This window comes from Streptomyces sp. NPDC026394, from assembly GCF_055567735.1.
Genome location: NZ_JBVHPX010000002.1, coordinates 359,886 through 383,510, shown reverse-complemented (window position 1 = coordinate 383,510; position 23,625 = coordinate 359,886). Strand labels below are relative to the sequence as shown.

Here is a 23,625-nt window from a genome sequence, read left to right as displayed (position 1 = left end):
ACGACGTCACCGCCCGTATCGAGGGACACTCGGGGCACTGCCGAATCGACCGCCATGTCTCCCCACTTCAGTAACTCGGTGCTTATGGGTGCGCTCAGTCTGTCACTCTGGGAGTGGCGTATTCGGCGCTATTGCGGAACTGCTCGGGAGTTGCTCAATGAGGACGACAACTTCGTCAGACAGGGACGCCCCGGACCGGGGCGCCGCGGTGGTCCGGGCGGCGTTCCGCCCCGGCCGCGGCGGTCCCGGCGGGGCGGCGGCTCCCGGAAGCACCCCTGCCGGGGCTCCCCCGGAGGACGCGTCCCGTACGGGCCCGCAGGCCGGGGCCTGGGGCCCGCAGGCCGTGGACACGGGCCCGGCGGCGGAGGGCGCGGGGCCGTCGGCGCAAGACTCGGGGCCGTCCGCGCAGGGCGCGGGGCCGTCGGGTGAGGGCGGGGCGGTTCCCGGCGGGCCGCACGGGGAGTTCACCGACGCACGTTCCGAAGGAGGCAGGCCGGTGGATTCCCGCACGGAGGCGGACACGGACCCAGCCATGGAGACGGTCGGCGCGACGGGTGCGGCGGTCGTGGGGGAGGGGGCGACGGAGGCGACGGATCCGGCCACCGGGGCGAGGGAGGCCGAGGTGACGGATTCGGCCATGGGGCCGGGGGCGGGCGAGGGGGCCGGTGCGCGGGAGGGGGCCGGCGAGACGTGTGGGGCGCCGGAGATGCTGGGGGCTCCGGAGACGCCGGACATGACGGGAACGCCAGGGACTCCGGAGATGACGGAGACACCTGCCGCTCCCGCCGCAGCCGTATCCGTCGAAGCCGTATCCGTCGAAACCGATCCTGCGGAAGCCGTATCTGCCGAGGTCGCCCCTGCCGAGGTCGCCCGCATGGAGGCCCCCGCCGCCCCGCCCTCCAGACCGGCTTCCGGTTGCGGCGCCGGGCCCGCCACCGACGGGCGGGACAGTGTCCGCCGGTCGAGTCTGCCCGGCAATCCGCGTGCGGCCGCGGCGGCGCGCCAGTTCGTGCGGGCCGTCCTGGCCGACTGGGTGACCCGGTCGCTGCCCGGCGCGGACGCCATCGGTGACCGCCTCGCCGACGAGGCGGTCCTGCTGGTCAGCGAGCTGGTCACGAACGTCGTGGTGCACGCGGGCACCACCGTGGAACTGCTGTGCCGCCTGGAAACGGACCTGGACACGGGCACGGCAGCGGATACGGAGGCAGGCGCGATCGCGGGCACGGGCGCGGGCGCCGGCGCGGCCACGGACGCAGCCCCGGCCCCGGACCCGAATCCGGGCCCGAACTCGAAACCCAACCCGGCCCCGAACCCGGACAACCCCCGCACCGTGGTCGTCATCGAGGTCTCCGACCACCACCCCGCCCGCGCCGTACGGGCGCGCCAGTCGGCCTCCGAGAACGAGAGCCGGGGCCACGGCCTGCAACTGGTCGGCGCCGTCGCCGAGTCCTGGGGCATCACGTACCGGCGCGACCTGAAGACCGTGTGGTTCCGGCTCCCGGCCGGCCCGCGGCACCGCGCTTACGGGTCGCCGGCCCGGTTCTCCCACCACGACCTGGAACTGCAGCGCGGCCTGCGCGCCGCCGAACTGCTCGCCCCCACGCCCGCCCGCCGCTCCCCGGCGCGGCGGACCGACGCGGACTGGATCAACCACGGCGCCCTGTCCTTCCTCGCGGAGGCGTCCGACCTGCTGTCCGGGCAGCTCGACGAGGAACAGGTGGCGCTCCTCGCCGCCCAGTTGGTCGTACCGCGCCTCGCCGACTGGTGCGCGGTCTGGCTGCACGGCGGCGGACGGGAGGGCACGGGCGAGGCCCCGCGGCTCGCCCGCGTCTGGCATTCCAGCGAGAGCCGCATCGACGCCCTGCGCATGGCTCTGGAGAAGGACCCGCCGGTGATGCCGGTCCCCGGCCCGCAGCGGGACGGCGCCGGGGCCGCCGTGCCGTGGCCCTGGCCGCAGGAGCCGAGCGGGTACGGGCCCGGTGGCGCCGCACTGGCCTGCCGCCTGGTGGCCGGCGGCCGCGACCACGGCACGCTGCTGATCGGGCGGGCCGGGCTGATGCGCTTCCCCGACGAGGTCGTGGGCCTCATAGAGGACCTGACCCGCCGGGTCGCGCGGGCCCTGGCCACGGCCCGCGCGTACCGGAACCAGGAACGGATCAGCCAGGTGCTCCAGCGCCGTCTGCTCCCCAGGGGCCGGCCCGCCGTCCCCGGTCTGGAGTCCTCCGTGGTGTACGAGCCGCGGGAGGGCGCCTGGGCCGGCGGCGACTTCTGGGACCTGTTCCACGCCGGGAACGGACGCTGGTGCTTCGCCCTCGGCGACGTGTGCGGCAACGGCCCGGAAGCCGCGGCGGTCACCGGTCTCGCCCGCCCCGTCCTGCGGCTGCTGGCCCGCGACGGGTTCGGCGTCGGGGAGGTGCTGGACCGGCTCAACAAGACCATGGCGCGCGAGGCCGCGGACTCGGTGGCGGCCGTCACGGCGGCGGTCGCCGCCGCGGGCAGCGGGCTGGACCCCTCCGTCGAACTGCGCGCCGAGGGCGAGCAGACCCGCTTCCTCTCCCTCCTGTACGGCGAGATCGAGCCGCACGCCGACGGCACGCCGGGCGCCCGGTGCACCCTGGCCAGCGCCGGGCACCCGTTGCCGCTGGTCCTCGGCACGGACGGCGCGGTACGGATCGCCGCCGCGCCGCAGATGCTGGTCGGAGTGGTGGAGGACACGTCGTACGAGTCCGAGTCCTTCGAGCTGGCCCCCGGCGAGACGCTGCTGTGCGTCACGGACGGGGTGACGGAGCGGCGCTCGGGCCACCGCCAGTTCGACGACGATGACGGCCTGGCCCACCACTTCGCCGCCTGCGCCGGCCTGGGGGCCACCGCGGTCGCCGAACACATCCGGCGGGCGGTGCACGCGTTCGCGGACACGCCGCCGGACGACGACCTGGCGCTGCTGGTGCTCCAGGCGACCGGGCAGCGGTAGCGGGCAGGGCGGGACGCGGCGGGACGGGACGGACGGAGGCGGCCGGGCGGCCCCCTGCACCGGTCGCCCGCCACGGCCTCGTACCGCCCCGCGCCCTGATCCGTACTGTGCCCCCCGTACTGCTCCGTACCGGCCGCCCGCAGGCGCTCCCCTCGCTCCCCGTCCGATGCCGGACAATGGACCACATGCCTTCCGCACTCCCCGACGGTGAGCCCATGCCCGAAGACGGGTCGCTGCCCGGTCACGCCCTGACGGGGGCGGCCGCCCGGCCGCTCGGGTTCTACCTGCACGTGCCGTACTGCGCGACGCGCTGCGGCTACTGCGACTTCAACACGTACACGGCCACCGAGCTGCGCGGTTCCGGCGGCGCGCTCGCCTCGCGGGAGAACTACGCGGACACCGTCGCCGAGGAGATCCGGCTCGCCCGCAAGGTGCTCGGCGACGACCCCCGGCCGGTCGAGACGGTCTTCGTCGGCGGCGGCACACCGACCCTGCTCCCGGCCGCCGACCTCGGGCGGATGCTCGCCGCGATCCGTGACGAGTTCGGGCTGGCGGACGGCGCCGAGGTCACCACCGAGGCCAACCCGGAGTCCGTCGACCCGCGCTACCTCGCCGAACTGCGGGAGGCCGGCTTCAACCGGATCTCCTTCGGCATGCAGAGCGCCCGGCAGCACGTCCTGAAGATCCTGGACCGTACGCACACCCCGGGCCGCCCGGAAGCCTGCGTCGCCGAGGCGCGCGCGGCGGGCTTCGAACACGTCAACCTGGACCTGATCTACGGGACGCCCGGCGAGTCCGACGACGACTGGCGGGCCACGCTGGACGCGGCGCTCGGCGCGGCGCCCGACCACGTCTCCGCGTACGCGCTGATCGTCGAGGAGGGCACCCAGCTGGCCCGCCGGATCCGGCGCGGCGAGGTGCCGATGACCGACGACGACGTGCACGCGGACCGCTATCTGATCACCGAGGAGGCGATGTCCGCGGCCGGCTTCCAGTGGTACGAGGTCTCCAACTGGGCCACGACGGAGGCGGGCCGCTGCCGCCACAACGAGTTGTACTGGACGGGCGCGGACTGGTGGGGCGCGGGCCCCGGCGCGCACAGCCACGTGGGCGGCGTCCGGTGGTGGAACGTGAAGCACCCCGGCGCGTACGCGCAGGCCCTCGGCGAGGGCCGGTCCCCGGGCGCGGGCCGCGAACTCCTGACCGACGAGGACCGCCGCGTCGAACGCATCCTCCTCGAACTCCGCCTCGCGGCCGGCTGCCCCCTGGACCTCCTCGCCCCGGCCGGCGCCACGGCCGCCGCCCGAGCCCTGTCCGACGGCCTCCTGCAACCCGCCCCGTACGAACAGGGCCGCGCCGTCCTGACCCTGCGCGGACGCCTGCTGGCGGACGCGGTGGTGCGGGATCTGGTGGACTGATCACCCGGCTGGGTGAATCATGTGCTTCCCGTGCGGATCGCCCTACGCTGGTCCCTAGCCTGCTGTCGTACTCATGGGCGACGGCGTGAAGCGGAGGACCACGGAGACGACGGCTGTGGATGACCGACCGACCACTCACCCCCTTGTCGCGTTCTTCGAGGAACTTGAGGTTCCCGAGGGATATAAGACGGAACTCCTGCGGGGGGAAATTGTGATGACGGCCGGGCCTGACATGGTCCACAACCGGATCGTCCAGGACGTCCAGGACCAAATTCCGAGGGAGCGCTGGGAGCGTCTCCAGACCCAGGATGTCGGAATCCTCGAAGAAGCCAGTGAGCCTCAGCCCGACCTTGTGATTCTGGAGCGCGGCGCCGGTCCGGAGTCCGGGAGGCTCATGCCGACCGAGCTGATCACCCTGCTCGTGGAAGTCGTCTCCAAGACCAGCGTCGACCGTGATTACGGCACCAAGCGCAGCATCTACGCCGCCGGCAAGATCCCCGCCTACCTGATCATCGACCCGACCATGGCCCACTGTGTCCTGCTCACCGAGCCCGCCGGCACCGGTGAGTACGCCGATTACGCCGTGCAGCGCATCGCAAAGTTCGGCGACCCCGTACCGCTCGACCTCCTCGGCGTCGAGCTGGACACCAGTGAGTTCCAAACCCTTCCCGACGCCAAACCCCACTCCCGCCCGTAACGGGTCCGAAGTCGCTCAGTCCGGCGCCGTAACGAAGTCGATCAGTTCCTCCACCCGCCCCAGCAGCGCCGGCTCCAGATCCCTGTACGAGTGGACCGAGCCGAGGATCCGCTGCCACGCCGCGCCCGTGTTCTCCGGCCAGCCCAAGGCCCGGCACACGCCGGTCTTCCAGTCCTGGCCTCGGGGGACGGACGGCCAGGCGCGGATGCCGGCCGAGGACGGTTTCACCGCTTCCCAGATGTCGATGTACGGGTGGCCGACGACCAGGACGTTCTCGTCCGTGACCGAGGCCGCGATCCGGGACTCCTTCGAGCCGGGGACCAGGTGGTCCACCAGGACGCCGAGGCGGGCGTCCGGGCCGGGGGAGAAGGAGCGGACGATGGCCGGGAGGTCGTCGACGCCTTCGAGGTATTCGACGACGACGCCCTCGATGCGCAGGTCGTCGCCCCAGACGCGTTCCACCAGCTCGGCGTCGTGGCGCCCTTCCACGTAGATGCGCCCGGCGCGGGCGACCCGTGCGCGGGCGCCGGGGACGGCCAGCGAGCCGGACGCCGTACGGGCCGGTCCGCGTGCGGCGGTGCGCGACGAGGGCCGTACGAGGGTGACGGCCTTGCCGTCCAGGAGGAAGCCGCGCGCGGTCATCGGGAAGACCCGGTGCTTGCCGAAGCGGTCCTCCAGGGTGACGGTCGGGCCTTCGGCGGTCTTCTCGCAGCGGACGACCGCGCCGCAGAATCCGGTGACGGCTTCTTCGACGACCAGGTCCGGTTCGGCCTCGACCTCGGGGGCCGGCTGCTGCTTCTTCCACGGCGGGGTGAGGTCCGGGCCGTACTCTCTGCTGCGCATTGGACAGACGATAAGAAGGGATGGCCGGTCAGTACCGCGACACGCCGAAGCGGCGGCTCAGCGCGTCGCGTTGCTCACGGACGAATCGGGCATCCACGACAGCTCCGTGCCCCGGTACGTACACCGCGTCCTCGCCGCCGAGGGCCAGCAGCCGGTCCAGGGCGGCGGGCCACCGGCCGGGGATCGCGTCCGGTCCGGCCTGGGGTTCGCCGGACTCCTCGACCAGGTCGCCGCAGAAGACGACCTCGGGCGAGCCGTGCGTGCCGGGGACCAGGACGACCAGGTCGTGCGCGGTGTGGCCGGGGCCGACGTTGGCGAGCAGGACCTGCCGGTCGCCGAGGTCGACGGTGCGTTCGCCGGAGACGAGGTGGTGCGGGGTCACGAGCAGGTCGGCGGCCTCCGCGGCGGCGTCCGGGTCCACGCCGTGCGACACCGCGTCGCGCCGCAGGTCGTCCTGGGCCCGCGGCAGGAACTCGTCGAGCCCGGCCGCGCCGAAGACCTGGACGCCCGCGAAGGCCGCGGTGCCCAGCACATGATCGAAATGGGGATGGGTCAGCGCGACATGTGTCACGTTCCGCCCCGTGATGCCGCGTAGCTGCCGGCGCAGCTCGGCGCCGTCCCGGAGCGTCGCGCCGGTGTCGACGATCAGCACGCCGGACGAGCCGACGACGGCGCCGGCCGTCTCGTCCCAGCCGGGCATCCGGCGCCGGCCGACGCCCGCGCCGAGCCGTTCCCACCCGGCCTCTTCCCAAGTCGTACGCATACCGAGACGCTAGCCGTATCGCGATAGCGTTGCCCGCCGGACCGGGAGGTTCCGGATGCCCGGCGGCATACGGGGTACGCATTTCGCGGGAGCCCGGAGCACGACTCCGGTACCGCCGCCCTTGCCCTGCCCGTGCGACCCGGCCGTACACTTGGTCAGGGTCTGGCACTCGGCCCTGATGAGTGCCAGGGAAGACGACCCGGAAGAACCCGGCCGCGCGCCGGTGACACGGCCGGACTGGAGGTGTGCGCGATGCTCAGTGAACGCAGACTCGAAGTGCTGCGCGCCATCGTCCAGGACTATGTCGGGACCGAGGAGCCGGTCGGCTCCAAGGCGCTGACCCAGCGGCACCAGCTCGGTGTCTCACCCGCCACGGTCCGCAACGACATGGCCGCGCTGGAGGACGAGGGCTTCATCGCCCAGCCGCACACGAGCGCCGGGCGCATCCCGACGGACAAGGGCTACCGCCTCTTCGTCGACAAGCTGGCCGGCGTCAAGCCGCTGTCCAGCCCCGAGCGGCGCGCCATCCAGAACTTCCTGGACGGTGCCGTCGACCTGGACGACGTCGTGGGCCGTACGGTACGGCTGCTGGCGCAACTGACGCGGCAGGTCGCCGTCGTGCAGTACCCGTCGCTGACCCGGTCCACGGTGCGGCACGTGGAACTGCTGTCGCTGGCGCCGGCCCGGCTGATGCTGGTGCTGATCACGGACACCGGCCGGGTAGAGCAGCGCATGGTGGACTGCCCGGCGCCGTTCGGCGAGACCTCCTTGGCGGATCTGCGGGCGCGGCTGAACAGCCGCGTGGTGGGGCGGCGGTTCACGGACGTGCCGCAGCTCGTGCAGGATCTCCCGGAGTCCTTCGAGCAGGAGGACCGGGGCACGGTCTCGACAGTGCTGTCCGTGTTGCTGGAGACTCTGGTGGAGGAGACCGAAGAGCGGCTGATGATCGGCGGCACCGCCAATCTCACGCGCTTCGGGCACGATTTCCCACTGACCATCCGGCCGGTGCTGGAGGCACTGGAGGAGCAGGTGGTGCTCCTCAAACTGCTGGGGGAGGCCAAGGACTCCGGCATGACCGTACGCATCGGGCATGAGAATGCCCATGAGGGCCTGACGTCCACATCGGTCGTCGCGGTCGGTTACGGTTCGGGCGACGAGGCAGTCGCCAAACTCGGCGTGGTCGGACCGACCCGCATGGACTACCCCGGAACGATGGGAGCGGTACGCGCAGTGGCACGTTACGTCGGACAGATCCTCGCGGAGTCGTAAGTGGCCACGGACTATTACGCGGTCCTGGGCGTACGACGCGATGCCTCGCAGGACGAGATCAAGAAGGCTTTCCGGCGGCTGGCCCGCGAGCTGCACCCGGATGTGAACCCGGATCCGAAGACCCAGGAGCGGTTCAAGGAGATCAACGCCGCTTACGAGGTGCTGTCGGACCCGCAGAAGAAGCAGGTCTACGACCTGGGCGGCGACCCCCTCTCGCAGGCGGGTGGCGGCGGCGGGGCCGGCGGCTTCGGCGCGGGCTTCGGCAACTTCTCCGACATCATGGACGCGTTCTTCGGCACGGCCTCGCAGCGCGGACCCCGGTCCCGCACGCGGCGCGGCCAGGACGCCATGATCCGGCTGGACGTCGAACTGGACGAGGCGGCCTTCGGGACCACCAAGGACATCCAGGTGGACACCGCCGTCGTCTGTACGACCTGTTCGGGAGAGGGCGCGGCGCCGGGCACCTCGGCGCAGACCTGTGACATGTGCCGCGGCCGCGGTGAGGTCTCGCAGGTCACCCGGTCCTTCCTGGGCCAGGTCATGACGTCGCGGCCGTGCCCGCAGTGCCAGGGCTTCGGTATGGTCGTGCCGACCCCGTGCCCGGAATGCGCCGGCGACGGCCGGATCCGCTCCCGCCGTACGCTCACGGTCAAGATCCCGGCCGGTGTGGACAACGGCACCCGCATCCAGCTCGCGGGCGAGGGCGAGGTCGGTCCCGGCGGCGGCCCGGCCGGCGACCTGTACGTGGAGATCCACGAACTGTCGCACCCGACGTTCCAGCGGCGCGGCGACGACCTGCACTGCACGGTCACCATCCCGATGACGGCGGCGGCGCTGGGCACCAAGTGCCCGCTGGAGACGCTGGACGGCGTGGAGGAGATCGACATCCGGCCCGGCACCCAGTCCGGCCAGTCGATCCCGCTGCACGGCCGCGGCGTCACCCACCTGCGCGGCAACGGGCGCGGCGACCTCATCGTGCACGTCGAGGTCATCACGCCGTCCAAGCTGGACGCGGAGCAGGAGGAGCTGCTGCGGCGGCTCGCCAAGCTCCGCGGCGAGGAACGCCCGACGGGGCAGTTCCAGCCGGGCCAGCAAGGGCTGTTCTCGCGGCTGAAGGATGCGTTCAACGGGCGGTAGGCGGGTTGTCGTGCCGGGGGTCCGGGGGTCGTCCCCCGGACAGGCACGGCAGCGGGCGGTGACCCCACGTCCGGCACACGGCGGCGGTCGGGCTTGAGTCCGGCCGCCGTTCGTCGTCCGGTGTCCCCGGAGCCCTCGGCGCCTGCCCGAACTGCCCTGATCGCCGGACGTGTTTGATCTTGGTGGGTCCGGGCCCGGTTCGGGCACCCGCGTGCGGCGTGACACGATGTGGGCATGCCCACAGCGCTGACCGATCTCTGCCGTCATCCGATCGCGCAGGCCCCCATGGCAGGCGGCGTCGCCCGCCCGGAGCTGGCCGCCGCCGTCAGCGGCGCCGGCGGACTCGGCTTCCTGGCCGCCGGGTACAAGACCGCGGACGGCATGTATCAGGAGATCAAACAGCTACGTGGGCTCACCGACCGCCCCTTCGGTGTGAACCTCTTCATGCCGCAGCCCTCGCTGGCCGACAACGCGGCCGTCGAGGTCTACCGTGAGCAGCTCGCGGGCGAGTCGGCCTGGTACGAGACGCCGCTGGACGACATCGATCCGTACGAAGGTGTCGACGACGGGTACGAGGCGAAGCTCGCCATCCTGCGCGAGGACCCGGTTCCGGTCGTCTCCTTCCACTTCGGGTGTCCGACCCGCGCCGTCCTCGACGGGTTCGCCAAGGTCGGTACGTACACGATCGTCACCGCCACCACGGCGGCCGAGGCGCAGGCCGCGCAGTGGTCCGGCGCCGACGCGGTCTGCGTCCAGGGCATCGAGGCCGGCGGCCACCAGGGCACCCACCGCGACGACCCGCAGGCCGACGGCACGGGTGCCGGGGTCGGGCTGCTGTCGCTGATCGCGCAGGTGCGGGAGGCCGTGCAGATACCGATCGTCGCGGCCGGCGGTCTGATGCGCGGCTCGCAGATCGCCGCGGTGCTGGCGGCGGGCGCGTCGATGGCGCAGCTCGGTACGGCGTTCCTGGTCACCCCGGAGTCCGGCGCGAATCCGCTGCACAAGCAGGCGATGACCAACCCCCTGTTCACGCGGACCGAGCTGACCCGGGCCTTCTCCGGGCGCCCGGCCCGCAGCCTGGTGAACCGGTTCCTGCGCGAGCACGGCCCGTACGCCCCGGCCGCCTATCCGGCCGTGCACCACCTCACCTCGGGCCTGCGCAAGGCCGCCGCCAAGACCGGCGACGCGCAGGGCATGGCGCTGTGGGCGGGCCAGGGGCACCGGTTGGCGCGGGAGCTGCCGGCCGGGCAACTGGTCGAGGTGCTGGTGGCCGAACTGGAGGCGGCGCGCGCCGAATCGGTCCGGGAAGACGCGCGGGGCTCCGGTGCGCCGGAGAGCTACCAGGCCGGTCCGGGGCTCCCGGGCGAGCTGGGGGGTGCGCTGTGACGGCGCCGGTGTTTCTCGTCGGGAGTGTCCCGGGCGTGGGGGAGACCGTGCTGGACGGGCCGGAGGGGCGGCACGCGGTCTCCGTACGGCGGCTTCGCGCGGGCGAACCCGTGGTGCTGACGGACGGCCACGGCAGCGGCGCGGTGGGCGTGGTGCGGGCCGCCGAGGGCAAGGACCGGCTCGTCGTCGATGTGACCGGTACGCAGACCGAGCCGGAGCCGGCGCCGCGCATCACCGTCGTCCAGGCCCTCCCCAAGGGCGACCGCGGTGAACTGGCCGTGGAGACCATGACGGAGACCGGCGTGGACGCCGTCGTCCCGTGGGCCGCGTCCCGGTGCATCACGCAGTGGAAGGGCGAGCGGGCCGCGAAGTCCCTCGCCAAGTGGCGCAACACCGCCCGCGAGGCGGGCAAGCAGGCGCGCCGGCTGCGCTTTCCCGAGGTCGCCGACCTGATGTCGACGAAGCAGGTCGCGGCGCTCCTCGCGGAGGCGGACTTCGCCGCCGTACTGCACGAGGACCGCGACGCGGGCAGTGCGCCGCTGGCCGCCGCCGAACTCCCGTCGAGCGGGCGGATCGTGCTCGTGGTCGGCCCCGAAGGGGGCGTGTCGCCGGAGGAGTTGGCGGCCTTCGAGGAGGCGGGCGCCAAGGCGTACCGGCTCGGGTGGAGCGTACTGCGGACGTCGACGGCGGGTACGGCGGCCACCGCGCTGCTGCTGGGCCGTACCGGCCGCTGGAGCTGACGGCGCGACAGACGACCGGGGCGCACGGCCGGGACACACGGCTGGGACGCACGACGGGGACGGCGCGACACAGCCTGAAGCGCGGCGGGGCCGCGGCGTCACGCACGCCGCGGCCCCGCCGCTTCGGCGTCGGCCGGATCAGACCAGCTCGGCGTGGAGGGTGATGTTCTTGACGCCGGCCAGCGCCTGGCTCACCGGGCAGTTCTTCTTCGCGTCCTCGGCCGCGGCCTGGAAGTCCTCCTCGGACAGGCCGGGCACGCTGGCCTTGAGGGTCAGCACGATGCCGGTGATGCCCTCACCAGGCTGGAAGGTCACGTCGGCCTTGGTGTCCAGCGCCGCGACGGTGTAGCCCTTGCCCGCGAGGCCGTGCGAGAAGGCCATCGAGTAGCAGGACGAGTGGGCCGCCGCGATCAGCTCCTCGGGGCTGGTGACGCCGTTCGGCTGCTCGGCGCGGGCCGGCCAGTTCACGTCGAACGTGCCGACGTTGGAGGAGGCGAGGGCGACGCTGCCCTTGCCCTCCATCAGGTTGCCTTCCCAGTGGGTCTGCGCGGTGCGGGTCGTTGCCATGGTGGATGACTCCTGGTCGTGGGGTGATGGCGGGCCGTGCCCGATCAGCTTAGTGAAGTCGGCGCGGTGCGCCGCGAGCCCATGAGGGGGCGGACCCACACTGGCCGAGCCGGGGCTGTCGGTCCGCCTGCGGCGGTGGGAAGCTGCCGGACATGAGGGCCATGGGGCGCTTACGAGACGTACGGCACGGGCGGGAGCGGTACGCACGGTCCGGCCGGACCCGGCGCGGCAGACTGCTCGCGGTGGCGGGCACCGTGGGCGCGGCGATCGCCGGAGTGTCCGCCTGCGAGCCGGCCGGCGGGCTGAACACCTCGTCGGTCGCCGTCACCACCGACCAGGCGGGGACGCGCGCGCTGGAGCGCATCGGCGTGAACGTGAGCTGGCTGAGCTGTACGGCGACGCTCCAGGGCGACCAGCGGGCCACCGTGAACCCGACGGCCACGGCGCAGCGGAAGTCGGTCGCCACCGTCGACTGCCAGGGGCAGACCGCCCGGGGGAGCGACATCACCCTCACCGGGCGGGTCACCTCCGCGGTCGACGGGCGCTGCGTACGGGGCAACCTGACCGCGCGCGTCGCCGGGCAGGTCGTCTTCCGGGTGAGCGTGCTCGGCAGTTGCGACGCCGACGAGCCGACCGGCAGTCAGCGGCCGACCGTGACCCGCACCGTCCAGCCGCCCAGCAGCGGCCAGTCGTCCGACGACCCGACCGACGACCCGCCGGACACCCCGCCGGTGACGGTCACCGTCACGGCGCCCGCCCCCGACCCGGACCCCGATCCCGACCCGGACCCGTCCTCCAGCGACACCTGCACGGACGGCTCCCACGACCACGACGGCCAGGGCGGTCACGACGGCCGGAACGACCATGACGGTCAGAACGGGCACGACGGCCACAACGACCACGACGGCCAGAACGACGACCACCAGGACCAGCAGAACCCCGACCAGCAGCACACCTGGGCAGCGCAACGCTGACCCCGCTCGCCCCACCTCTCCCGGCCGCCGCACGTGCCCCGCACCCCGGCCGCCGCACCACCCCGCGCAGGCGGCCCGGTACCATCCGGTCCGTAGACGTGATGGTGATGCGACACGGCACGGTACGGGCGGCCCGGCTCCGGACGGACGGGGCCGCCGCGTACCGGCCGGCGACCCGGGAGGAGCCCACCGGTGGCGGGAGAACCGCAGGCCGACTGCCTGTTCTGCAAGATCGTGGCAGGCGAGGTGCCCGCGACGATCGTGCGGGAGACCGAGACGACCGTCGCCTTCCGGGACATCAGCCCGCAGGCGCCGACCCACGTCCTGGTGATCCCCAAGGTGCACTACGCGAACGCCGGGGAGCTGGCCGCCGCCGAGCCGCGGATCGCCGGTGAGGTGCTGAGCGAGGCCGCCGCGGTGGCCGCCGACGAGAAGGTCGACGCGACCGGCTACCGGATCATCTTCAACACCGGTCCGGGCGCCGGCCAGACCGTCTTCCACGCCCACGCGCACGTACTGGGCGGCCGCGACCTCCAGCACCTGGTCTGACCGGGGCGAAGGAGCCGCAGCACCGTGTCCGTACGCGAGTTCGTCGTCCTCGGCACCGCCAGCCAGGTGCCCACCCGGCACCGTAACCACAACGGTTACGTGCTGCGCTGGGACGGCGAAGGCATCATGTTCGACCCCGGGGAGGGCACCCAGCGGCAGATGCTGCGGGCCGGGGTCGCCGCGCACGACCTGCACCGGCTCTGCGTCACCCACTTCCACGGTGACCACTCGCTGGGGCTCGCCGGCGTCATCCAGCGCATCAATCTCGACCGGGTGCCGCATCCGGTCACCGCGCACTACCCGGCGAGCGGGCAGCGGTTCTTCGACCGGCTGCGGTACGCCACCGCCTACCGCGAGACGGTACGGCTGGGCGAGGAGCCGGTGGCCGCCGACGGGGTGCTGGCCCGTACCCCGTCGTACGTCCTGGAGGCGCGCAAGCTCTCCCACCCGGTCGAGTCGTTCGGTTACCGCCTCGTGGAGCCGGACGGGCGCCGGATGCTGCCGGAGCGGCTCGCCGCGCGCGGCATCACCGGGCCCGATGTCGGCCGGCTCCAGCGCGAGGGGGAGCTGAACGGCGTCACCCTCGACGAGGTGAGCGAGGTACGGCGGGGCCAGCGCTTCGCCTTCGTCATGGACACCCGGCTGTGCGACGGGGTGCACGCCCTCGCCGAGGGCTGCGACCTGCTCGTCATCGAGTCGACGTTCCTCGACGAGGACGAGCGGCTGGCCGCCGACCACGGGCACCTGACGGCGGGCCAGGCGGCGCGCGTCGCCGCCGACGCGGGCGTGCGCCACCTGGTCCTCACCCACTTCTCCCAGCGCTACGCGGACCCTTCGGAGTTCGAGCGTCAGGCGCGGGCGGCCGGGTTCGCGGGCGAACTGACCGTCGCCCGCGACCTGATGCGCGTACCGGTGCCGAAGCGCGCCTGAGGAGCCTGCCGCCTCCGGAGTCCGTGCCGGGTCAGGGCAGGAAGTACATCGGGTTCGGCAGCTTGAACGTCTTGTCGCCGTAGCCGCCGTTCAGGTCGCTGTACTGATCGCCGAAGTTGGCGACGATGTCGTAGCCCCGCGACTCGATGTGCTTGCGGGTGCCGGACTTGAACTGGACCGTCGTGCACGTGGCGCCGCACGGCAGGTAGGCCGGCGGGTTCTTCTTGTCCTTGAGGTAGACGTGCGCGCGGTCGAGCGGGACGCCGTAGCCGACGTTCTTGAGGTTGCGCACGCTCCACTCGCGCTGCGCCTCCTTGCGGCCGGTGACGAAGAAGACCTCGATCCCCTGGCGGTGTGCCCGGTTGACGAGGCGGTCCATGCCGTAGACCGCTTCCATGTCGGTGCTCGCCAGGTACTTGTCCTGGGCCGCCTCGGTGTGGTGGAAGCCGACCTGCAGCTCGTAGTTGTACGTCAGCAGGGTGGTGTCGTCCATGTCCAGGACGATGGCGGGCTTCTTGCCGTGGTGGTGCTTGCCGGCGTCCTTGGCGACCTTGTCGAGGTAACGCCGGGCCGAGTCCGTGATGCCGCGCACCTGCTTGGCGTAGTTGCTGTGCGGCGAGGCGTGGTGCTGCCCGTCCGCGGTCACCGTGTCGCCGTAGTACGCCTTGATCTTGTCCTGCACCTGGGTGAGGTTGGGGATCTCCTTGTCCGTACGCGGTACGGAGTGCTCGGCGGTGGCCTGGCCGACGCCGAACGCCGCGGTACCGGCGACGACCGCCGTGGCGGCCGCGGCGCCGAGACGGACCCGACGGCGGGAGAGGAGAGGGTGGCGCATGTGCTGCTCCTAGGTGAACCGGTGGGGGCCACCTAGGTTTAACAGAGCGTTTACACGGACATCTACGCGCGAAGATTCAACGATTGGCAAAGGCTGGCCGGGAAGGGTCGGTGCGACGGGACGTTCAGCCTCGCCCCATCTCTGCCCGGACTGGTGCTCAGCCTGCCGGGCCCCGGTCTGTTGCCCGTGGTGCAGTGGCTGGCGCCGCTCACCCCGCTCGTCCACAACTTCCGCCACTGCTTCGAGCTGGGGCACTCATACCGTACGCAGACGCCCCGTGGCGCATCGCCGCGCCCACCGGAGTCGCGCCCGACTCTCCCGTGGCCCAACTCGCCCGTACCCCGCCCGACTTGCCCGGGCCCCCATTGACGCCCCAGGCCCGCCTCCCTACTCTCCGTCCCCATGGACGGATCATGTCTACATACGCAGACAGAGGCGCCCCGGGCGCCGACCGCTCCCACCACCGTCACCGCCATCCGCCTCACCCCGGTCCTCGTGGCCGACCCGCCCCTGCTGAACACCCAGGGCGTCCACCAGCCCTACACGCCCCGCCTGATCGTCGAGGTGACCACGGCGGGCGGGGCGACCGGTCTCGGCGAGACCTACGGCGACACGAAGTACCTCGACCTGGCGGGCCCGCTGGCCGACGCGCTGATCGGCCGCCCGGTCACGGATCTGAACGTACTGCCGCTTCTGGCCGCCGAGGTGTGCGGCGACTCCCCGGCGGCCACCGGGGACGGTGAGGTCACCGCGGGCGGCCTGCGCGGTGTGCAGACCGCCGACAAGCTGCGGCTCTCCGTCCTCTCCGGCTTCGAGGTCGCCTGCCTGGACGCCTGGGGGCGGCTCACCGGCCTGCCCGTCCACGCCCTGCTCGGCGGCAAGGTCCGCGACCGTGTCGACTACAGCGCCTACCTCTTCCACCGCTGGGCCGCGCATCCCGGCGGCCGTGGCGAACCCGACGACTGGGGCGCGGCCCTCGACCCGCCCGGCATCGTCACCCAGGCCCGCCGCCTCCATGACACGTACGGCTTCCGCTCCTTCAAGCTCAAGGGCGGCGTCTTCGAGCCCGCGCAGGAGATCGCCGCCATCCGGGCGCTGGCCGCCGCCTTCCCCGGCCGCCCGCTGCGCCTGGACCCGAACGGCGCATGGAGCGTCCCGACCTCCCTGAAGGCCGCCCACGAGCTCCAGGACGTCCTCGAATACCTGGAGGACCCCGCCGCCACCACCGCCCACATGGCCGAGGTCGCCTCCCGTACGGACCTCCCGCTCGCCACGAACATGTGCGTGACCACCTTCGCCGAGATCCGGGAGGCGTTCACCCGGGACGCCGTCCAGATCGTCCTCTCCGACCACCACTACTGGGGCGGCCTGCGCAACACCCGCGAACTCGCCGCGATCTGCCGCGCCTTCGGCGTCGGTCTGTCCATGCACTCCAACACCCACCTCGGCATCAGCCTCGCCGCCATGAACCACGTCGCCGCGACCGTCCCCGACCTGCGCCACGCCTGCGACACCCACTACCCCTGGCAGACGGAGGACGTCCTCACCGAGCGCCTCGCCTTCACCGACGGCGCACTGCCGGTGTCCGACGCGCCGGGCCTCGGCGTCACGCTCGACCGCGACCGGCTGGCGGCCCTGCACGCGCGCTGGCTGGCCGACGACGGCACGTTCCGCGACCGCGACGACGCGGCGGCGATGCGGGCCGCCGACCCGGGGTGGGTGACGCCCCGGGTGCCGCGGTGGTGAGCGGCGCCCCGCGGTCGCCGGCCCACCCACGCACCGGCGCTTCCGGCGCCGGGGACGCGTACCGTATTCATCCCGTACGTGATCTTTGGAGGGAGCTGTCCCGATGGCACAGGAAGTGCGCGGCGTCATCGCGCCGGGGAAGAACGAGCCGGTGCGGCTGGAGACCGTCCTGGTGCCGGATCCCGGACCGGGCGAGGCCGTGGTGAAGGTGCAGGCGTGCGGGGTGTGCCACACGGACCTGCACTACAAGCAGGGCGGAATCAACGACGAGTTCCCGTTCCTGCTCGGGCACGAGGCGGCGGGCGTCGTGGAGTCCGTCGGGGACGGTGTGACCGACGTCGCGCCCGGGGACTTCGTCGTCCTCAACTGGCGTGCGGTGTGCGGCAAGTGCCGGGCCTGCAAGCGCGGCCGGCCGCAGTACTGCTTCGACACCCACAACGCGCGGCAGAAGATGACGCTGAAGGACGGGACGGAGCTGACCCCCGCCCTCGGCATCGGCGCGTTCGCGGACAAGACGCTGGTCGCGGCCGGGCAGTGCACCAAGGTCGACCCCGAGGTGTCGCCGGCCGTGGCCGGGCTGCTGGGCTGCGGCGTGATGGCCGGCATCGGCGCGGCCATCAACACGGGCGCGGTGGGCCGCGGCGACACCGTCGCGGTGATCGGCTGCGGCGGCGTGGGCGACGCGGCGATCGTCGGCGCCCGGCTGGCCGGCGCGGCGCGGATCATCGCCGTGGACGTGGAGGACCGCAAGCTCTCCATGGCCAAGACGATGGGCGCCACCCACACCGTGAACTCGCGCGCCGCCGACCCCGTCGAGGCGATCCGCGAGCTGACCGGCGGCTTCGGCGCCGACGTGGTGATCGACGCGGTGGGGCGCCCGGAGACCTACCGGCAGGCGTTCTACGCCCGCGACCTGGCCGGCACGGTGGTCCTGGTCGGCGTGCCGACGCCGGAGATGAAGCTGGAGCTGCCGCTGCTGGACGTGTTCGGCCGGGGCGGCGCGCTGAAGTCGTCCTGGTACGGCGACTGCCTGCCGTCCCGCGACTTCCCGATGCTGGTCGACCTGCACCAGCAGGGCCGGATCGACCTGGCGGGCTTCGTCACGGAGACCATCGGCATCGACGGTATCGAGCAGGCGTTCGAGCGGATGCACCAGGGCGACGTGCTGCGTTCGGTGGTGACGCTCTGATGACGGCCCGCATCGACCACCTGGTCACGTCCGGCACCTTCGCGCTCGACGGCGGTACGTGGGACGTCGACAACAACGTGTGGATCGTCGGCGACGACACCGAGGCCGTCGTCATCGACGCCGCCCACGACGCCGACGCGATCCTCGCGGCGCTCGACGGCCGTACGCTGCGCGCCATCATCTGCACGCACGCGCACAACGACCACATCGACGCGGCCCCCGCCCTCGCCGCCCGCACCGGCGCGCCCGTCCACCTGCACCCGGCTGACCTGCCGCTGTGGCAGCAGACCCACCCGGACCGGGCACCGGAGCAGGAACTGGCGGACGGCCAGGTGCTCACCGTCGCCGGCGTCGACCTGACCGTGCTGCACACTCCCGGCCACGCGCCGGGCGCGGTCTGCCTGTACGCACCGGACCTGGGGGAACACGGCACGCTCTTCACCGGCGACACCCTCTTCCAGGGCGGCCCCGGCGCCACCGGCCGGTCGTTCTCCGACTTCCCGACCATCGTCGCCTCGATCCGCGACCGGCTGCTGACGCTGCCCCCGCGCACCGAGGTCCGTACCGGGCACGGCGACGGCACCACGATCGGTGCCGAGGCGCCGCACCTGGACGCGTGGGTGAAGCGGGGGCACTGAGCCCCGGCCCGGGTCAGTCCGTGGCCGCCCGCTCCAGGATGCGGGCGGCCACCGCCGGTGAATCCACCAGCGGGTGCAGCGCCATCGCGCGCAGCGCCGCGTCCCGGTCCTTGAACTCCGCCGCCTCGACCGTCGCCAGCTCGACGGCCTTGACCTGGAGCATCAGCCCCAGTTGGTCCTCCCGCAGGGGCGCACACGGCAACGGCCGCGCGCCGTCCGCGTCCACCTCGCACACCGTCTCGATGATCGCCTCGGGCGCGAGCTGCGGCACGGTCGTGCCGTTGCGTACGTTCAGGATGAGACGCGCGGGCCGGTCACCCGAGACGGCCCGCATCACGGCCAGCGCCACCTGGTCGTAACCGCCGCCCTCCTCCATGTCGCAGGTGTCCCGCTGCCAGCCGCCGGACGCCTCCCGGCTGTCGGCCATGTACGTCTCCTCGCGCTCCTGCCGGGTGCGCTCCCAGAGTGCGTACGCCTCCTCGGGCGAGCCGCCGGACGCCGCCTCGAAGAAGCCGCTCTGCTGCTGGTCCAGGAACTCCCCGCGGGTTTCGGACGCGTCCCGCACCGAGGCCAGCGTCTCGCGGCGGAAGTAGTAGTAGTGCAGGTACTCGTTGGGAAGGGAGCCCAGCGCCCGCAGCCAGTCCGCCCCGAACAGCTTGCCCTCCTCGAAAGAGGTGAGCGCACGGGAATCCGACAGCAGTCCCTTCAGCAGGTCCGTGCCGTCCTCGGCCGTCAACGAGCGCAGCCAGCCCAGGTGGTTGAGCCCCACGTAGCCGTACGTCACCCGGTCCGGATCGGCGCCCGCGGCGCGCGCGGCGCGCCGCACCAGCCCGACCGGCGAGTCACAGATGCCGATCACCCGCTCGCCCAGCACCTGCGCCATCGCCTCGGTGACGATCCCGGCGGGATTGGTGAAGTTGACGACCCAGGCGTCCGGCGCGAGCGCCGCCACCCGCTCGGCGATGTGCAGCGCCACGGGCACCGTGCGCAGCCCGTACAGCACCCCGCCCGCACCCACCGTCTCCTGCCCCAGCACCCCCGCGTCCAGCGGAATCCGCTCGTCCGTGATCCGGCCCGCCGTGCCGCCGACCCGGATCGCCGAGAAGACGAAGTCGGTGCCGCGCAGCGCGTCGTCGAGCGACTCGGCGACCCGTACGCGAACGGGGGACGGCCGGCCGGGCCCGGTCCGCCGCTCCGCCTGCCGGGCCAGCACGGAGGCGATGACGGCCACCCGCCGCGGATCGGTGTCGTACAGGGTCACTTCGGTGACGGCCTGCGCGGGATCGTCCAGGAGCGCGCGGTGCACGAGCGGTACCCGGAAACCCCCGCCGCCCAAAATCGTGAGCCTCATGAGCCGGAACGTACCGCAGCATCGGGCAGACTGGCGTCACGCGCACGGATGAGAGGGGCAGGCACGGTGAGCGCACACGATGTCCAGCGGACCCCGGGCAACGGCCCGGCCGGCCACGTCCCGCCGGGCCCCGCGCCCGCGCTCGACCCCCTGGCCGCCGTACGGACCGGAGGCGATCCGGCCACCGACGTCTATCTCACCGGCACGGTCTTCCTGGACATCATCTTCACCGGCCTGGACTCCGCCCCGGTACGCGGCACGGAGTCCTGGGCCCGCGGCATGGGCTCCAGCCCCGGCGGCGTCGCCAACATGGCCACCGCACTCGCCCGCCTGGGCCTGCGCACCTCGCTCGCCGCGGCCTTCGGCGACGACATGTACGGCGAGTACTGCTGGGAGGCGCTGGAGCGCGGCGAACACGTCGACCTGTCGCTGTCCCGCACCGTCGCGGGCTGGCACTCTCCCGTCACCGTCTCCATGGCGTACGAAGGCGAGCGCACCATGGTCTCGCACGGCCACGAAGCGCCCAGCGGCCCCGCCCGCACCGCCTTCGACGGCAAACACGCACCGGGCTGCCCGCCGCCGTCCCGGGCCTGCGTCGCCTCGCTGGAGCCGGGCCGCCCCGAGGGCTGGCTCGGCTGCGCCGCCCACCGCGGCAGCCGCATCTTCGCCGACGTGGGCTGGGACGACACCGGCCGCTGGGACCCGGCCGACCTCGCCGAGCTGGAGCACTGCGAAGCCTTCCTGCCCAACGCGGAGGAGGCGATGCGCTACACCCGCCTGGACTGCCCGCGCGCCGCCGCACGCAAGCTGGCCGACCGGGTGCCGATCGCCGTGGTCACCCTGGGCGCCGAGGGCGCGTACGCGGTCGACGGACGCACCGGCGAGACCGCCGAGGTGCCCGCGGTCGCGGTGGAGGCCATGGACCCCACCGGCGCCGGCGACGTCTTCGTCGCGGGCTTCGTCACCGGCTCGCTGGCCGGCTGGCCACTGGCCGACCGGCTCGCCTTCGCCGGACTGACCGCCGCGCTCTCCGTACAGGAATTCGGCGGCTCGCTGTCCGCGCCGGGCTGGGTCGAGATCGCCGCCTGGTGGCAGCGCATCGTGCGGGCGGAAGCGTACGGGCGGACTCCGGACGGCGCCGCCGCTCCGTCGGCCCGTACCCAGGACGCAGCCGAGCTGCGCCGCCGCTACGCCTTCCTGGACGCCCTGCTGCCCACCGCGGACCGCGCCTGGCCGCTGGCCCGCGCCCTGCCGACCCTCGGATTCCGCCGCCCCGCGTGAGGTCCCGCGCGGGGCGCCGCGCGCACGCCCCCAGGTGAACGCCCGGCCGACCGCGGGACACCCGGCCGTACGCTCTCCGTCACCGGAGGAACACGAGAACAGGAGAACGCCGGAAAAGGCTTCGGGCCTGTCAGTGCACCGTCGTACCCTGGGTATCCCAAGGAGCCGAGCTGCCGGGCACCGTCTTTGCAGCGCAACGAATGGGGGATGAGCAGGCCAGAGAGCCGGCCCATGACTCAGACACCTACACGACCGCAGGCGCACGCCCAGTTCACCGTCCCCGCCAAGCACCCGATGGTGACGGTCCTGGGGTCCGGAGACGCCCTGCTGCGGGTCATCGAGAACGCCTTCCCGGCCACCGACATCCACGTACGGGGCAACGAGATCCGGGCGACCGGCGACCCCGCGGAAGTCGCTCTCATCCAGCGCCTCTTCGACGAGATGATGCTGGTGCTGCGCACCGGCCAGCCGATGACCGAGGACGCGGTGGAACGCTCCATCGCCATGCTGCGCTCGGCGGCGGACGGCGAGGGCGCGACGAGCGAGACCCCCGCCGAGGTGCTCACCCAGAACATCCTCTCCAACCGCGGCCGCACCATCCGCCCCAAGACCCTGAACCAGAAGCGCTACGTCGACGCCATCGACCAGCACACGGTCGTCTTCGGCATCGGCCCCGCCGGCACCGGCAAGACCTACCTGGCCATGGCCAAGGCGGTCCAGGCCCTCCAGTCCAAGCAGGTCAACCGCATCATCCTGACCCGCCCCGCCGTCGAGGCCGGCGAACGCCTGGGCTTCCTCCCCGGCACCCTCTACGAAAAGATCGACCCGTACCTGCGCCCGCTGTACGACGCCCTGCACGACATGCTCGACCCGGACTCGATCCCGCGGCTGATGGCGGCGGGGACGATCGAGGTGGCGCCGCTGGCTTATATGCGTGGTCGCAGCCAGCCCACGTTCACCAATGTGCTGACACCGGATGGTTGGCGACCCATCGGTGACCTCCATGTCGGTGACCTGGTCATCGGTTCCAATGGTGAACCCACCCCGGTCATCGGTGTCTACCCGCAGGGTGAGAGGGACATCTACCGCGTCACCGCACAGGACGGTTCCTGGACCCTGTGCTGCGGCGAGCACCTGTGGACGGTCCGCACCGCGTCGGACAAGCGCCGGGACAAGCCGTGGCGGGTCCTGGAGACCCAGGAGATGATCGGCAACCTCCGCGCGGCGCACGCTCGCCGCTACGAGCTGCCGCTGCTCACCGCTCCGGTCTGCTTCCCCGAGCGCGCCGTTCCCATGGACCCGTACGCGCTGGGGCTGCTGCTCGGTGACGGCTGCCTCACAGGCAGCACGACGCCTTCGTACTCCACCGCCGACCCGGAGCTGGCGACCGCACTCGGCACGGTGCTGCCCGGTGTGTCCGTCCGGCGGAAGAACGACGTCGACCACGTGCTCAACCGCGTCAAGGCGCCGGGCGACGTCGTCACGCTGGAGAACCCGGTCACGGGCGCCCTGAGGGCCCTGGATCTGCTCGGCACCGGGTCGTACTCGAAGTTCGTGCCGGACGATTACCTCCAGAACTCCACGGAGGTCCGGCTCGCCGTCCTTCAGGGACTGCTCGACTCCGACGGCGACCCGGTGACCCAGGCCGACCGGACCTGCCGCATCCAATACACGACGACCTCGATCCTGCTCCGGGACGACGTCATCGCGCTGGTCCAGTCGCTGGGCGGCGTCGCGTACAGCCGCCGCCGGGCGGCCGAGGGCCGGAAGCAAGGGACGGCTCGTGGCGGCTATCGCCGGGACGCGCACATCGTCGACATCCGTCTCCCCGAAGGCATCGAGCCCTTCCGCCTCACCCGCAAGGCCGAGAAGTACCACGCGGCCGGGGGCGGCGGACGGCCGATGCGGTTCATCGACTCCATCGAACCTGCGGGGCGCGAGGAAGCGGTGTGCATCCAGGTGGCGGCCGAGGACTCGTTGTACGTCACACAGGACTACCTGCTGACGCACAACACCCTCAACGACGCCTTCATCATCCTGGACGAGGCGCAGAACACCAGCCCCGAGCAGATGAAGATGTTCCTCACCCGCCTCGGGTTCGACTCGAAGATCGTCATCACCGGTGACGTCACGCAGATCGACCTCCCGGGCGGTACGAAGAGCGGTCTGCGGCAGGTCCAGGAGATCCTGGAGGGGCTGGACGACGTGCACTTCTCGCGGCTCAGCAGCCAGGACGTCGTCCGGCACAAGCTCGTCGGCCGTATTGTCGATGCGTACGAGAAGTACGACAGCCAGAACGGCCAGAACAGCCACAACGGCCGGCGCACCTGAGAAACGAGAA

General features: G+C 72.6%; 20 protein-coding genes. 15 read left to right on the top strand and 5 right to left on the bottom strand.

Translation table 11 applies throughout. The features are described 5' to 3' along the window. Nucleotides 1-874 precede the first annotated feature (874 nt). The 3 genes from ACZ4QV_RS05905 to ACZ4QV_RS05895 all read left to right on the top strand — a co-directional run bounded on the left by ACZ4QV_RS05905 (nucleotide 875) and on the right by ACZ4QV_RS05895 (nucleotide 5,086). Complete coding sequence (locus tag ACZ4QV_RS05905; protein ID WP_467762701.1) at nucleotides 875-2,971, top strand: SpoIIE family protein phosphatase; 2,097 nt, start codon at nucleotides 875-877, stop codon at nucleotides 2,969-2,971. Nucleotides 2,972-3,156: 185 nt separating this feature from the next. Further along, a complete protein-coding gene (gene hemW, locus ACZ4QV_RS05900) occupies nucleotides 3,157-4,389 on the top strand; it encodes a radical SAM family heme chaperone HemW (RefSeq protein WP_361633391.1) in 1,233 nt (410 codons plus the stop codon). A 73-nt stretch (nucleotides 4,390-4,462) separates the two neighbouring features. Continuing rightward, nucleotides 4,463-5,086, top strand: coding sequence for a Uma2 family endonuclease (locus ACZ4QV_RS05895; protein ID WP_361633394.1), 624 nt, complete (start codon nucleotides 4,463-4,465; stop codon nucleotides 5,084-5,086). A gap of 15 nt (nucleotides 5,087-5,101) precedes the next feature. Here ACZ4QV_RS05895 and ACZ4QV_RS05890 read toward each other — a convergent pair whose 3' ends face one another. Further along, a complete protein-coding gene (locus tag ACZ4QV_RS05890) occupies nucleotides 5,102-5,929 on the bottom strand; it encodes a DUF3097 domain-containing protein (RefSeq protein ID WP_361144111.1) in 828 nt (275 codons plus the stop codon). A gap of 28 nt (nucleotides 5,930-5,957) precedes the next feature. Next, nucleotides 5,958-6,692 (bottom strand): MBL fold metallo-hydrolase, encoded by a 735-nt coding sequence (locus tag ACZ4QV_RS05885; RefSeq protein ID WP_361582297.1) that lies wholly within the window; start codon nucleotides 6,690-6,692, stop codon nucleotides 5,958-5,960. 252 nt (nucleotides 6,693-6,944) lie between these two features. Between ACZ4QV_RS05885 and hrcA the strand changes: the two genes are divergently transcribed. The 4 genes from hrcA to ACZ4QV_RS05865 all read left to right on the top strand — a co-directional run bounded on the left by hrcA (nucleotide 6,945) and on the right by ACZ4QV_RS05865 (nucleotide 11,224). Further along, the gene (gene hrcA, locus ACZ4QV_RS05880; protein ID WP_030021995.1) at nucleotides 6,945-7,961 is read left to right on the top strand and encodes a heat-inducible transcriptional repressor HrcA; all 1,017 of its coding nucleotides are present in this window, start codon (nucleotides 6,945-6,947) and stop codon (nucleotides 7,959-7,961) included. After that, the gene (gene dnaJ, locus ACZ4QV_RS05875) at nucleotides 7,962-9,098 is read left to right on the top strand and encodes a molecular chaperone DnaJ (protein ID WP_467762616.1); all 1,137 of its coding nucleotides are present in this window, start codon (nucleotides 7,962-7,964) and stop codon (nucleotides 9,096-9,098) included. Nucleotides 9,099-9,332: 234 nt separating this feature from the next. Next, complete coding sequence (locus tag ACZ4QV_RS05870) at nucleotides 9,333-10,484, top strand: nitronate monooxygenase (protein WP_361633398.1); 1,152 nt, start codon at nucleotides 9,333-9,335, stop codon at nucleotides 10,482-10,484. After that, nucleotides 10,481-11,224, top strand: coding sequence for a 16S rRNA (uracil(1498)-N(3))-methyltransferase (locus ACZ4QV_RS05865; protein WP_361619056.1), 744 nt, complete (start codon nucleotides 10,481-10,483; stop codon nucleotides 11,222-11,224). Before ACZ4QV_RS05870 ends, ACZ4QV_RS05865 begins: the two co-directional genes overlap by 4 nt. A 138-nt stretch (nucleotides 11,225-11,362) precedes the next feature. On the opposite strand, the gene ACZ4QV_RS05860 is transcribed toward ACZ4QV_RS05865, so the two are convergent. Then, the gene (locus ACZ4QV_RS05860; protein ID WP_361144098.1) at nucleotides 11,363-11,791 is read right to left on the bottom strand and encodes an OsmC family protein; all 429 of its coding nucleotides are present in this window, start codon (nucleotides 11,789-11,791) and stop codon (nucleotides 11,363-11,365) included. Nucleotides 11,792-11,952: 161 nt separating this feature from the next. On the opposite strand from ACZ4QV_RS05860, the gene ACZ4QV_RS05855 reads away from it, so the two are divergent. From ACZ4QV_RS05855 to ACZ4QV_RS05845, 3 genes are all read left to right on the top strand, one after another. Further along, a complete protein-coding gene (locus ACZ4QV_RS05855; RefSeq protein WP_361614758.1) occupies nucleotides 11,953-12,765 on the top strand; it encodes a hypothetical protein in 813 nt (270 codons plus the stop codon). Between the two features lie 192 nt (nucleotides 12,766-12,957). Continuing rightward, a complete protein-coding gene (locus ACZ4QV_RS05850; RefSeq protein WP_030021988.1) occupies nucleotides 12,958-13,314 on the top strand; it encodes a histidine triad nucleotide-binding protein in 357 nt (118 codons plus the stop codon). Nucleotides 13,315-13,338: 24 nt separating this feature from the next. Next, nucleotides 13,339-14,244, top strand: coding sequence for a ribonuclease Z (locus ACZ4QV_RS05845; protein WP_361582285.1), 906 nt, complete (start codon nucleotides 13,339-13,341; stop codon nucleotides 14,242-14,244). Between the two features lie 31 nt (nucleotides 14,245-14,275). Here ACZ4QV_RS05845 and ACZ4QV_RS05840 read toward each other — a convergent pair whose 3' ends face one another. Next, on the bottom strand, nucleotides 14,276-15,079 hold the full coding sequence (locus ACZ4QV_RS05840) for an HAD family acid phosphatase (protein ID WP_361144090.1): 804 nt from the start codon (nucleotides 15,077-15,079) through the stop codon (nucleotides 14,276-14,278). A gap of 402 nt (nucleotides 15,080-15,481) precedes the next feature. On the opposite strand from ACZ4QV_RS05840, the gene ACZ4QV_RS05835 reads away from it, so the two are divergent. From ACZ4QV_RS05835 to ACZ4QV_RS05825, 3 genes are all read left to right on the top strand, one after another. Further along, the gene (locus ACZ4QV_RS05835; protein ID WP_361614756.1) at nucleotides 15,482-16,825 is read left to right on the top strand and encodes an enolase C-terminal domain-like protein; all 1,344 of its coding nucleotides are present in this window, start codon (nucleotides 15,482-15,484) and stop codon (nucleotides 16,823-16,825) included. A 103-nt stretch (nucleotides 16,826-16,928) separates the two neighbouring features. Further along, a complete protein-coding gene (locus ACZ4QV_RS05830; RefSeq protein ID WP_361144084.1) occupies nucleotides 16,929-18,014 on the top strand; it encodes an S-(hydroxymethyl)mycothiol dehydrogenase in 1,086 nt (361 codons plus the stop codon). Then, the gene (locus ACZ4QV_RS05825; RefSeq protein WP_361614753.1) at nucleotides 18,014-18,652 is read left to right on the top strand and encodes an MBL fold metallo-hydrolase; all 639 of its coding nucleotides are present in this window, start codon (nucleotides 18,014-18,016) and stop codon (nucleotides 18,650-18,652) included. Before ACZ4QV_RS05830 ends, ACZ4QV_RS05825 begins: the two co-directional genes overlap by 1 nt. Nucleotides 18,653-18,665: 13 nt before the next feature. Here the strand turns inward: ACZ4QV_RS05825 and ACZ4QV_RS05820 are convergent, their stop codons facing one another. After that, complete coding sequence (locus tag ACZ4QV_RS05820; protein WP_361582280.1) at nucleotides 18,666-20,003, bottom strand: family 4 glycosyl hydrolase; 1,338 nt, start codon at nucleotides 20,001-20,003, stop codon at nucleotides 18,666-18,668. 66 nt (nucleotides 20,004-20,069) lie between these two features. Between ACZ4QV_RS05820 and ACZ4QV_RS05815 the strand changes: the two genes are divergently transcribed. Both ACZ4QV_RS05815 and ACZ4QV_RS05810 read left to right on the top strand, forming a co-directional pair. Next, nucleotides 20,070-21,284 carry a carbohydrate kinase family protein gene (locus ACZ4QV_RS05815; protein ID WP_361633405.1) on the top strand — a complete coding sequence of 405 codons (1,215 nt, stop codon included), beginning with the start codon at nucleotides 20,070-20,072 and terminating at the stop codon, nucleotides 21,282-21,284. Between the two features lie 231 nt (nucleotides 21,285-21,515). Beyond that, a complete protein-coding gene (locus ACZ4QV_RS05810; protein WP_361144075.1) occupies nucleotides 21,516-23,615 on the top strand; it encodes a PhoH family protein in 2,100 nt (699 codons plus the stop codon). The last annotated feature ends 10 nt before the right edge of the window (nucleotides 23,616-23,625 follow it).